This is a genomic window from Seohaeicola sp. 4SK31 (assembly GCF_028802875.1).
In the GTDB taxonomy this organism is placed as follows: Bacteria; Pseudomonadota; Alphaproteobacteria; order Rhodobacterales; family Rhodobacteraceae; genus Seohaeicola.
The window spans coordinates 1-11,949 of record NZ_JARAMP010000017.1 but is presented as its reverse complement, the minus strand read 5'-3'; the positions used below and the strand labels follow the sequence as shown (position 1 = coordinate 11,949).

10 protein-coding genes and 1 tRNA gene are annotated in these 11,949 nt (G+C 62.7%); 7 read left to right on the top strand and 4 right to left on the bottom strand.

Translation table 11 applies throughout. The features are described 5' to 3' along the window. From PVW27_RS14530 to PVW27_RS14515, 4 genes are all read left to right on the top strand, one after another. Window positions 1-423 (top strand): outer membrane protein assembly factor BamE, encoded by a 423-nt coding sequence (locus tag PVW27_RS14530; protein WP_432762084.1) that lies wholly within the window; start codon window positions 1-3, stop codon window positions 421-423. Window positions 424-518: 95 nt separating this feature from the next. Next, window positions 519-1,265: a GNAT family N-acetyltransferase gene (locus PVW27_RS14525; RefSeq protein WP_274558881.1), complete on the top strand. Its 747-nt coding sequence runs from the start codon at window positions 519-521 to the stop codon at window positions 1,263-1,265. A 48-nt stretch (window positions 1,266-1,313) separates the two neighbouring features. Next, window positions 1,314-3,146, top strand: coding sequence for an ABC-F family ATP-binding cassette domain-containing protein (locus tag PVW27_RS14520; RefSeq protein WP_274558879.1), 1,833 nt, complete (start codon window positions 1,314-1,316; stop codon window positions 3,144-3,146). Between the two features lie 42 nt (window positions 3,147-3,188). Beyond that, on the top strand, window positions 3,189-3,812 hold the full coding sequence (locus PVW27_RS14515; RefSeq protein WP_274558877.1) for an FMN-binding negative transcriptional regulator: 624 nt from the start codon (window positions 3,189-3,191) through the stop codon (window positions 3,810-3,812). 69 nt (window positions 3,813-3,881) lie between these two features. On the opposite strand, the gene PVW27_RS14510 is transcribed toward PVW27_RS14515, so the two are convergent. The 4 genes from PVW27_RS14510 to PVW27_RS14495 all read right to left on the bottom strand — a co-directional run bounded on the left by PVW27_RS14510 (window position 3,882) and on the right by PVW27_RS14495 (window position 8,088). Then, window positions 3,882-4,637, bottom strand: coding sequence for an SDR family NAD(P)-dependent oxidoreductase (locus PVW27_RS14510; RefSeq protein WP_274558875.1), 756 nt, complete (start codon window positions 4,635-4,637; stop codon window positions 3,882-3,884). A 59-nt stretch (window positions 4,638-4,696) separates the two neighbouring features. Further along, window positions 4,697-5,797, bottom strand: coding sequence for an AbrB family transcriptional regulator (locus tag PVW27_RS14505; RefSeq protein ID WP_274558873.1), 1,101 nt, complete (start codon window positions 5,795-5,797; stop codon window positions 4,697-4,699). Window positions 5,798-5,900: 103 nt separating this feature from the next. Next, a tRNA-Gly gene (locus PVW27_RS14500) sits at window positions 5,901-5,974 on the bottom strand. A 35-nt stretch (window positions 5,975-6,009) separates the two neighbouring features. Next, on the bottom strand, window positions 6,010-8,088 hold the full coding sequence (locus tag PVW27_RS14495) for an ASKHA domain-containing protein (RefSeq protein WP_274558871.1): 2,079 nt from the start codon (window positions 8,086-8,088) through the stop codon (window positions 6,010-6,012). Between the two features lie 252 nt (window positions 8,089-8,340). Here PVW27_RS14495 and guaB point away from each other — a divergent pair, with 252 nt between their 5' ends. The 3 genes from guaB to PVW27_RS14480 all read left to right on the top strand — a co-directional run bounded on the left by guaB (window position 8,341) and on the right by PVW27_RS14480 (window position 11,848). Then, window positions 8,341-9,789, top strand: a complete 1,449-nt coding sequence (gene guaB, locus PVW27_RS14490) for an IMP dehydrogenase (protein ID WP_274558869.1) — start codon at window positions 8,341-8,343, stop codon at window positions 9,787-9,789. Between the two features lie 202 nt (window positions 9,790-9,991). Beyond that, window positions 9,992-10,864 (top strand): 3'-5' exonuclease, encoded by an 873-nt coding sequence (locus PVW27_RS14485; RefSeq protein WP_274558867.1) that lies wholly within the window; start codon window positions 9,992-9,994, stop codon window positions 10,862-10,864. A 672-nt stretch (window positions 10,865-11,536) separates the two neighbouring features. Beyond that, on the top strand, window positions 11,537-11,848 hold the full coding sequence (locus tag PVW27_RS14480) for a hypothetical protein (RefSeq protein ID WP_274558866.1): 312 nt from the start codon (window positions 11,537-11,539) through the stop codon (window positions 11,846-11,848). Window positions 11,849-11,949: the final 101 nt, after the last annotated feature.

Below are 11,949 nucleotides of genomic sequence, written 5' to 3'. Positions count from 1 at the left end.
ATGGCGGTGCTGTGCATTCTGGCCCTGTCGGCGTGCAGCCCGCAGTTCCGCAATCATGGCTATGTGCCCAATGACGAGGATCTCGCCCTCATCACCGTCGGCGTGGATACCCGCGCCTCGGTCGAGGAAGCTGTCGGCGCCCCCGCGATGTCGGGCGTGATCACGGATACGGCCACGTATTATGTCCAAAGCCGCGTCCGCCGCTTCGCCTGGCAGGAGCCCGAGGTGGTCGAGCGTCAGGTGCTGGCGATCAGCTATGATTCCGCCGGGGTCGTGACCAATATCGAACGCTTCGGTCTGGAGGACGGGCAGGTCGTGCCCATCTCGCGCCGCATCACCGGCACGTCCGGCACCAACGAGTCGATCATCCGCCGTCTGATCGGCAGCATCGGCGGCTTCCGCGCCAGCGACTTCCTCGAATAACCCAAGGCACCGCATGGCTGTCACGGCCATGACATCACTTGCGTGCAGGACAGGCCAATCGTAGCCTTGTGGCAGATGAGCGGCGGAGAGGCCGGATGCTGGCATTGACCAAGGGATGTTACCGGGTCCGCACCGCCGCGACCGAGGATGACCTCAGGGCGGCGCTGCGGCTCAGGCAACTTGCCTTTCATCCGGACAGCCCGGTCAGCGATGCGTCTCTGGACCGCGACAGCTTTGATTCCCTGTGCACCCACGTGCTGGTCGAGGATCTGCGCGACGGTCAGCTTGTCGGATGTTTCCGCCTGCTCGAGATCCGGGAAGCCGCACAGATCGGCATCAGCTATTCCGCGCAATACTACGATCTTGCCCCCTTGACCGCCTTTCCCGGCCCGATGATCGAGATCGGGCGTTTCTGCATCCATCCCGACCGGCACGACCCCGATATCCTGCGCCTCGCCTGGGCCGCGCTGACGCGGCATGTGGATGCGCAGGGGATCGCGTTGATGTTCGGCTGCTCCTCCTTTCGCGGCACGGATCAGGACCGCTATCTGGACACATTCGCCATGCTCAAGGCGGATCATCTGGCCCCGCCGGAATGGCGGCCGGGGATCAAGGCCCCGCAGGTCTTTGCGTTCGGCGCGCAGGTGCGGCGCAGGCCAGACAAGCGCCGCGGGTTGCAGATGATGCCGCCCTTGCTGCGGACCTATCTGATGATGGGCGGCTGGGTCAGCGACCACGCGGTGATCGACACCCGGATGAACACGCTGCATGTCTTCACCGGATTGGAAATCCGCGCCATACCCGATGCGCGCAAACGCCTGCTGCGCGCCGTCTTGGCCTGAGAGCGGCGGCACCTTGACGGCGCTGCACCGCATGGATAGCAGGCACATATGGCACGCGCACCCCTTTTGCAGTTATCCGACATCTCGCTGACCTTCGGGGGCGAGCCCGTTTTTGCCGATCTCTCGCTGGTGGTCCAGCCGGGGGACCGGGTTGCCCTTGTAGGGCGCAACGGCTCTGGCAAATCCACGCTGATGAAGGTCATGGCCGGGCTGGTGGAACCCGATCAGGGAACCCGTGTCGTCACGCCGGGCATCACGGTCGGCTATATGGAACAAGACCCGCAGATGGAGGGGTTCACGACGCTGGGCGAATATGCCGCCAGCGGTCTGGACCCGTCCGAATCCTACAAGGTCGAGATCGCGGGCGAAGGGCTGAAGTTTGATCCCGCGCGCCCCATCGCCACCGCCTCGGGCGGGGAGCGGCGGCGTGCGGCGCTGGCCAAGCTGATGGCCGAGGCGCCCGAGCTGATGCTGCTGGACGAGCCGACCAACCATCTGGATATCGAGGCCATCGCATGGCTTGAGGCGGAATTGTCCAACACACGTGCGGCCTTTGTCCTGATCAGCCACGACCGCGCCTTCCTGCGGGCCTTGACCCGCGCGACCCTCTGGATCGACCGGGGGGCGGTGCGCCGTCAGGAAACCGGTTTCGACGGGTTCGAGGCGTGGCGCGACAAGGTCTGGGACGAAGAAGACATGCAGCGCCACAAGATGGACCGCAAGATCAAGGCCGAGGGGCGTTGGGCGGTCGAGGGCATCAGTGCGCGGCGCAAACGCAACCAAGGCCGCTTGCGCGCCCTGCAAGAGTTGCGCGCCGAACGGTCCAGCCAGATCCGCCGTCAGGGCACGGCGGCGATGGCGCTGGAATCGGGTGCGAAATCCGGCAAGAAGGTCGCGGAAGCCGAAGGAATTTCAAAAGCATATGATGGCAAGGTGATCTTGCGGGACTTCTCGATCAAGATCCAGCGCGGCGACCGGGTGGCCTTTGTCGGCCCCAATGGCGTGGGCAAGACCACGCTGCTCAGGATGCTGATGGGGCAGGAAGCCCCTGACAGCGGCACGATCAGCCTTGGCACAAACCTGCTGCCCGCCGTGTTCGATCAGGCGCGCGCGCAACTGGACCCCGAGATGAGCCTCTGGGACAGCCTGACCGGTGATCCCGAGATGTGGGTATCCGGCAAGGCGGATCAGGTCTTGGTGCGAGGGCAACCGCGCCATGTGATCGGGTATCTCAAGGATTTCCTGTTCGACGAGCGGCAGGCGCGGGCACCCGTGCGCAGCCTTTCCGGTGGCGAGAAGGCGCGGCTCTTGCTGGCCAAGCTGATGGCCAAGGAAAGCAACCTTCTGGTGCTGGACGAACCGACCAACGATCTGGATATCGAAACGCTGGATCTGTTGCAGGAATTGCTGGACGATTACGACGGCACCGTGCTGCTGGTCAGCCATGACCGTGATTTTCTGGACCGCGTGGCCGCGACCACCATCGCGATGGAAGGCGACGGGCGCGCCACGGTCTATGCGGGCGGCTGGTCGGATTATCAGGCGCAGCGCGCCGAAAAGGGCGGGGCCGCGGACTGGAACTCGGTCAGCTATGACGGCAAGCGGAAAGCGCCCGAAAAGGTGCCGCAACCTGCGGCCAAGCCTGCGGGCCGTGTAAAGCTGTCCTTCACCGAGAAGCACCGGCTGGACGCGCTGCCCGGCATCATCGCCACGCTGGAAGCCGAGATCACCAAGCTGGAACAGTTTCTGGATGCACCCGATCTGTTCACCAAGGACCCGGTCAAGTTCCGCAAGGGCACCGAGGCTCTGGTGGAACGCCAGAAGGCGCTGGCCGCGGCCGAGGAAGAATGGCTGGAACTGGAAGCCAAGGCCGAAGGGTAAGGGCGGGGCCCGTCTCCCGCGTGACGAACGGAGGACAAGCCCATGTATTTGCCTGATCATTTCCGCGAAACCGACCCCGCCGAAGTGGCGGGGCTGATGGCCGCCTATCCCTTGGCGGTCATCGTGGCCCAGACGGAACAGGGGTTGGTGGCGAACCATATCCCCGTGATGGCCGAGGGCGAGACGGCCCTGATTGGCCATATCGCGCTGAATAATGACATGCACCGGATCATGCCGGATGGCACGCCGGTTCTGGCGATTTTCCGGGGGCAGGATGGCTATGTCTCGCCCAATCTCTATCCGACCAAGGCCGCGCATCACCGCCATGTGCCGACCTGGAACTATCAGGTGGTGCATGTGGCCGGACGGATCAGCTTTCAGCATGACGACAAGGTCAAGCGCGCCGTGGTGGGGCGGCTGACGCGGGATCATGAACGCGCGATGAATGGCGATGCCGGCTGGCGGATGGCCGATGCGCCGCGGGATTACATGGACGGCATGCTGGCCGCGATCGTGGCCTTCCGCATCGACATCACCGGCATCACCGCCAAGGCCAAGCTCAGCCAGAACCGCGAGGCGGTGGATCATGCGGGGGTCGTCGGATCGTTCGAGGCGCGCGGTCTGGATGCGATGGCGGCCCGGATGCGGCGCGACAGCGCCGACTGACAGGGGGATGGCAAAACGGCGGGACCTGCCCGCCGTTTTCTTTTATGCCAGTGTCTTGCGCGGCAATGCTCACCGCATCCGCAGGGCACCGTCGATGCGGATCGTTTCCCCGTTCAGATAGCCCGACTCGACGATGAAACGGGCCAGCGATGCGTATTCCTCCGGTCGGCCAAGGCGGCGGGGGCAGATCACATCCTCGGCCAGTTGGTCCTGCACAGCCTGCGGCAGTCCCATCAGCATCGGAGTCAGAAAGATGCCGGGGGCAATCGCCATGACGCGGATACCCTCGCGCGACAGATCCCGCGCCATGGGCAGCGACATGCCCGCGATCCCCGCCTTGGACGAGGCATAGGCCACCTGGCCCTTCTGCCCGTCAAAGGCTGCAACCGAAGCGGTGTTGACGATCACGCCGCGTTGGCCATGCTCGGACGGGTCATTCTTGGCCATTTCGGCCGCAGCCAGACGGGCCACGTTGAAGGTGCCCACAAGGTTGATGCCGATCACGCGGTTGTAATGGTCAAGGCTGTGCGGGCCTTCCTTGCCCAGCGTCTTTTCCGCCGTGCCGATGCCCGCGCAGTTGATGGCGGCGTTGATCTTGCCCATCTTGGCCACGGCATGGGCGATGGCGGCCTTGACCGAGTCCTCGCTGGTGACATCGGTCGTCACGAAATGCGCCCCGATCTCGGCGGCGACAGCCTCGCCACGTGCGGTGTCGCGGTCCAGGATCGTGACCTGCGCGCCGCTGGCGCGGAACAGGCGAGCCGTCGCCTCACCCAGACCCGAGGCGCCACCCGTGATCACGGCGGCGGTATCTTGCATCAACATGAAAGCCCTCTTCCCTTTGAATTGAACATGGGTTCAGTTACTCTCGCCAAGCGACAGTGTCAAAGTCCGCGTGGGGCGCGGCGACGGCGGACCCGCTGGATCACCGACATCTCGATCACCGTCAGGATGATGCGATAGATGTGATGCGCCGTCACAAGTGCCGGATTGGCTTGCAGGCTGAGGGCGATCAGCGCCATTTCGGTGACGCCTCCGGGGGCAAAGCTGATCAGCAACGTGTCGAAGGGCGCGCCGGTCATGCGGTGGACCAGCGCGACCAGGACCAGCGCCACCAGCATCATGAAGGCGACCGAGGCCAGACCCAGCCAGATGCCCTTCATCAGGGCGCGGCCCTTGAGCCCGCCAAAGCGCATGCCCAGACTGGCCCCGATCACGATCTGCGCCTCGTTGATCAGCCATTGCGGCATGTCGAGCGGCACCAGACCGCTGAGGCTGACGGCCGCAGCCACGAACAAGGGCCCGGTCAACTGCCCTGCAGGCAGATGCAGCCATTTGCCGATCCCCAGACCCAGCAGACCCACGGCCACCACCACGGGCAGTTGCGTCAAATCCACATCGGCGCGCGCCAGCGTCATGCCGCCCGCGCTGCCCACGGGGGCGCCCAGCCAGAGCGACAGGCCGATGGGCAGAAGCGAGATCACCAGCACGATACGCAGGAATTGCTGCATTGTCAGGACGGCGATATCCGCGCCCGCCTCCTCGCCCATGGCGATGCTTTCCATCAGCCCGCCGGGGGTGGCGCTGTAAAAGGCGGTCGGCTGATCATAGCCACCCAGTTTGCGGAAGATGGCATAGTTGCCCGCATGGGCCAGCCCCACGAACAGGGTGAGGGCCGCGAAACTGACCATCAGGGATGGCACCATGGCCGCCAGATCCGGCGTGACCTGCGCGCCGATCATCACACCGATCACCGCCAGAAAGACCAGCCGGATGCTTTGGGGAAACCTGTATCCGCTGGGAAAGCGGTGCCCGATCACGCCGGACAGCAGCGCCGTGGCGATCAGGCTGCCCAGCATATAGGGCAGGGGCAAGACGGTCTGACTGGCCAGAAGCCCGCCGGCAGCACCGGTCGCCAGCACAAGGATCGTCGTCAGGATGGAGGCGAGGGTCAGGGCAGGGACCTTTGGTGCAGCGTCTATCACCCCTTCTTAGGCCGCGTGGCGGGGGATGCCAAGGGTGGGGGAGGACATGTCAAAAAATGGGCGGTCAGGCCGGTCACAGAAACATCAAGTCTGGTTGGAATGTTGGAGCGGGTGAAGGGAATCGAACCCTCGTATTCAGCTTGGGAAGCTGCTGCTCTACCATTGAGCTACACCCGCGACGCGTTGACAGGTAAGTCAGGCGCCGATCACCGTCAAGTCCTTCTGCGCCGCCGCCGCCCGTCGTCGCCGGTGCCGCCTTCGCCGCGCGTGTTGAAGCTGGGATGGGGCAGGGTGACGATCTTGGCCAGTTCCGGGAAGGGATCGGTCTTGTGCGGGATCGCGTTGGCGGCGACGAAATGTTCCTGGAATTTCGGCTCGATCGCGGTTTCGACCTTGGTGATCTGGCCGACGGTTGCCTCGATCTCGGCGCGGCTGCTGATGTTGCACAGCGCGATGCGCGCGCCGGTGCCTGCGGCATTGCCCGCGCTGAAGACCTTGTCCAGCGGCACATCGGGGATCATGCCCAGCACCATGGCGTGTTTGGGGCTGATATGCGCGCCAAAGGCTCCGGCCAGAACCACGCGGTCCACCTTGTCGACGCCCATCTCGTCCATCAGAAGCCGCGCACCCGCGTAAAGCGCGGATTTGGCCAGTTGGATGGCGCGGATATCGCCCTGGGTGACACTGATCAGCGGCCCGCCCGTGGCGGTGCTGTCATGGATCACGTAGGCATGAGTGCGCCCTTCCAGAATGCAGCGCGCCGTGCCGGTCTGGTCCGGCGAGCCGATCAGCCCGGACTCGTCCAGCAGCCCCGCCATGCGCATCTCGGCCACAGCCTCGATGATGCCCGAGCCGCAGATGCCGGTGATGCCGGATGCGGCGGCCGCCTCGTCAAAGCCGGGCTCGTCGGACCACAGTTCGGTGCCGATGATGCGGAAGCGCGGTTCCTTGGTTACAGGGTCGATCTCGATCCTCTCGATCGCACCGGGCGCGGCGCGCTGGCCCGCGCTGATCTGCGCCCCCTCGAAAGCGGGTCCGGTGGGCGAGGAACAGGCCAGAACGCGGGTCGTGTTGCCCAGAAGGATCTCGGCATTGGTGCCCACATCGACAACCAGCACGAGGTCCTTGGACTTGCCCGGCTCTTCGGACAGGGCGACGGCGGCGGCATCTGCCCCGACATGGCCCGCGATGCAGGGCAAGAGATAGACCTGCGCGCGGTCATTCGCCGTGTTCAGCCCCAGATCGGTGCCGCGCAGCGACAGGGCCGAGGAGGTGGCCAGCGCAAAGGGGGCTTGACCCAGTTCCACCGGGTCGATGCCCAACAGCAGATGATGCATGACCGGGTTGCAGACGATCACCGCCTCGAAGATGGCGGCGGGGTCGATCCCGGCTTCGGTGCTGAGAGACTGGGTCAGCCCGTTGATGGCGGTGCGCACGACGCGGGTCATGTCGCGGTCACCGCCGGGGTTCATCATCGCATAGGAAACACGGCTCATCAGATCCTCTCCAAAGCGAATCTGCGGGTTCATCACACCCGAGGAGCAGAGCACCCGCCCGGTGACCAGATCGCACAGATGGGCCGCGATCGTGGTCGAGCCCAGATCAATGGCAAGGCCGTAGAGCCCGCCCTCATATAGCCCCGGCCAGATGTCCAGAAGTCGCGCAGGCGCCCCCGTATGGTCGCGGTAGAGCGCGACGGTCACCTGCCAGTTGCCCTTGCGCAGCACGGGTTGCAGCTTGGTCAGAACGGACAGATCGGCCTTGATGTCGGCGATCTCCCATTGCTCGCGCAGGGCGCGGGCCAGCCGCTCCAGATCGCCCGTCGGCTCGTGCATGTCGGGCTGGTCCACCTCGACGAAATAAAGCCGCGTGGCCGGGTCCATGATGATGGCGCGGGCGGTTGCAGCCTTGCGGACCACCTGTTTGTGCACCTGGCTTTCGGGGGGCACGTCGATCACGATATCGCCCTGCACCGTGGCCTGACAGCCCAGACGGCGCCCGTCGATCAGGCCGCGCTTGTCCTTGTAGCGCTGTTCGACGCTGTTCCATGCGGACAGGGCGTCCGGTTCCGAGACGACGCCGAATTTCGAGAATTCACCATAGGACGGCGTGATCTGGCATTTGGAGCAGATGCCGCGCCCGCCACAGACGCTGTCGAGATCCACGCCCAACTGCCGCGCAGCCGTCAGGATCGGCGTGCCCAAAGCGAAACGGCCACGCTTGCCCGAGGGGGTGAAAACGACGAGCGGGTCCTGTTCCGTCTGCTGTGCGGAGGCTGCGTTGCTGCTCATGGATCGATGTCCCTTCGTGATCTCGTTGCGCCATAGCATATGCTGCGCGGGCGAAAGGGAAAGGTGGGTTGCGGCAAAAACCGTGTTGCTTGCGTCATTTTGCGGATGCGCTCCGCGCGGGGATATTTGCGGCAAGAAGAAACAGCGGGCGGGATCGGTGGCGGGTGCGGATTTCCGGGGGATTTGGGGTTTCCCCCGTCCGGCATCCATGCCATAGGGAACCGCCAAACGATCCCAGCATGGAGATGCCCGATGGAGATTCGTGAGGCCCTGACCTTCGATGATGTTCTGCTTGTTCCCGCCGCGTCCTCGGTTCTGCCGTCGACAGCAGACACACGGACACGCGTGACGAAATCCATCGCCCTCAATATTCCTTTGCTCAGCTCTGCCATGGATACGGTGACCGAGGCGCGCATGGCCATCGCCATGGCGCAATCGGGCGGGATGGGCGTGATCCACCGCAACCTGACCGTCGAGGAGCAGGCCACCGAGGTGCGCCGCGTCAAGCGGTTCGAGAGCGGGATCGTCTATAACCCCATCACCCTGACACCGGATCAGACGCTGGCCGATGCCAAGGCGCTTGCCGCGCGCTACAATGTGACGGGCTTTCCGGTGGTGAACGAAAAAGGCTTGGTCGTGGGCATCGTGACCAATCGCGACATGCGCTTTGCCACATCGGATGACACGCCGGTCAAGGTCATGATGACCAGTGACAATCTGGCGATGCTGACAGAACCGGCCGAGCTGGAAGAGGCGAAAAGCCTGATGAAGGCGCGCCGGATCGAGAAGCTGCTGGTCACAGATGGCAAGGGGCGTCTGACCGGCCTGCTGACGCTGAAGGATACCGAGACGGCGGTGCTGAACCCCACCGCCTGCAAGGACAATCTGGGCCGTCTGCGGGTGGCTGCCGCCTCGACCGTGGGCGACGCGGGTTTCGAGCGCAGCATGGCGCTGATCGACGCGGGTGTGGATATGGTCGTCATCGACACGGCGCATGGCCATTCCGAGGGCGTGGCCATCGCGGTCGAGCGGATCAAGAAAATCTCGAACGAGGTGCAGGTGGTGGCGGGCAATATCGCCACGGCCGAGGCCACGCGCGCCCTGATCGGGGCGGGCGCGGATGCGGTCAAGGTGGGCATTGGCCCCGGTTCGATCTGCACCACGCGGATGGTGGCGGGCGTCGGTGTGCCGCAGCTGACGGCGATCATGGATTGTGCGGGTGCTGCGGGCGATGTGCCGGTGATCGCCGATGGGGGCATCAAGTTCTCGGGCGATTTCGCCAAGGCGATCGCGGCGGGCGCGTCCTGCGCGATGGTGGGCTCGATGATCGCGGGCACGGACGAGTCCCCCGGCGAAGTCATCCTTTATCAGGGGCGCTCGTTCAAATCCTATCGCGGGATGGGCAGCCTTGGCGCGATGGCGCGCGGTTCGGCGGATCGGTATTTCCAGAAGGACGCCGCCAGCGACAAGCTGGTGCCCGAAGGGGTCGAGGGGCAGGTGCCCTATAAAGGGTCCGCCTCGGCCGTGGTGCATCAACTGGTCGGCGGTCTGCGCGCCGCGATGGGCTATACCGGCTGCGCCACGGTGGACGAGATGCGGACCAACTGCAACTTCGTCAAGATCACCGGGGCGGGGCTGAAGGAAAGCCATGTGCATGACGTTCAGATAACTCGGGAGTCGCCGAACTATCGGATTGGTTAACGCCTTGTTACGCTGGTTTTTCGTTAAAAATTCGACAATAGAGCGATCTTGGAACACTTCGGGAACAGGACTGAACATACCCAGAACTGGACAATGCATCAGTAAATGGACTGATGTAAAAAAGGATAGAGTTACTCAAAACTGATGCAGATTGGTCGGTCGAGGACAAGTAGCAGATCGCAACTCCATAGCGACTATCACGGTGTTTATCGCGCGCCAGAATATCGCGCCGGGCTTTGTCTTGGCCCTTTACACAGTCTTTGCCGCAGTCCGTGATCGGCTGGCGGAAAACGGTTTTGTCACAGAAGCTGGCTGTGCTCATGCTCTTCGCAACTGCGGGCTGTTCGCTTTCACCCATGTGATCGTAGATGAAGCACAAGACATCTCCGTTGCAGAGTTGATGCTGCTGGGAAGTCTGCTCGGGGATCGGGCAAATGGGCTTTTCTTTGCAGGGGACATCGGACAACGGATTTTCCGAGCACCATTTCCGTGGGCATCTGCTGGGGTTGAGGTGAGGGGGCGCTCACGCAGCCTCAAAGTAAACTATAGAACGTCACACCAGATCAGAAGGAGGGGTGATATGCTCCTGCCTGAAACACTGGTGGAAGCAGATGGCTCTGAAGCAAGTCGGCTCGGCGTCACTTCGGTTTTCGATGGCCCGGCCCCGCAAATCAACGTTTTTGACGATCCAGATACTGAGCGGAACGAGTTGAGGGATTGGGTGCAGAATGTGGTCGCCGCTGGAGTGGAACTTGGCGAGATTGCAATCTTGGTTCGGGCATCAGCACAGATCAAGGAGTTCGATCACCTTGGTGTGCCTGTGTTGACCATGCATGACGCCAAGGGGGCTGAATTTCGAGCCGTTGCTGTGCCCCGACTTGATCACAACATCCTGCCAGATGAGAGCCGGCTGCTATCCGCCAGAGACGAAGTTCACCTGGATGAGATCATGACAACCGAACGCCACCTTCTATACGTCGCGGCCACTCGGGCGAGAGATTTCCTATGGATGTCTGGCGTCGCACCGGTGTCTGAATTCTTGGCCGATCTGATAGATTCTGACGTTCGCACCTGACATTGCGCTGAAAGCTCTGATGTGGGGTCAGATGATCAGACCAAATACCTCCATAAGGTCGTTCTGAAAGACCGCCGAAGGAAGGTGTCGTGATCTCGGCGACACCTGCTTTAGGCAAATGGTTAATCCATTTCGCCGAACTGTTTCGAGAGAAAGACAATTCGGCAGGTGAGATGCATGGCGATGTCAGTGTTCTGATCCTCCCGAGAGCCGACAGAGGAATCTGTGGAAATCCGCGTCGCAGTCGCAGCCCTTCCAGCGGTTCGAGAACCAGCAAACGACCTGAATGTTTCCCTTCTTGTTGTCGATGGTGCTGACGATTCGATCAGGTGAGGCTTGCACACCACGATCCGCGATGTTTGGTGGTTAGCCGGTCAATTTGCAGATCGCCACATGTGGCTGACGGCAACGCTCTCAGTTACCGTCCAAGGGCACAAGCAAAGCAAGATCGACGATCTGCTCCCGTTGAACTACGCCGGCAAGGTGTGATCGGGACAGTTCTTTCAAGTCTTCGCTGTCAGTGGCAGCTGAGTGTCGGTCTCATGTCGGCTGTGAAATTTGCCCTCAAACCTCAATAAAATATGGACAAAAATGAAAAGTGTCGGCGGCGGTTTCTGTGTCTGAATAGTCGAACACACGTCCCTCTCACAATCCATGAGAGAAAGGACGACCATGACCGCCCGCACCCCGACCACGATCGCTGGAACACCTGAAGCGTTGACGCTTCGACCGGTTCGAGTGAAAACCCTTCGCGGCACTCGCCTGCTAAAAAAGAAGGAACACGAGGCTCTGATCCAGATGCTTGCTGTTCCGACTGAGCCACAGCGATTTGACGTGCACAGCCTAATGCCGAAAGGCAGCTACCTCGAGCGCATCGGACGGCATTTCCGCGACACCGACATCTCTTATTCGATTTCCGTCATGCAGTTGATCTCAGTTGCGGCGTCGTGGCTCACGCAGAAAGAGGTGGCTGCGGAAATCTGAACAGCCAGGATAAGTGGATTTTCCGCGCAATGGCAGCATGATGCTGCGAGCGAGGAGAAGACCATGGCAAGACGACCACGCCGGAACCACAGCCCGGCATT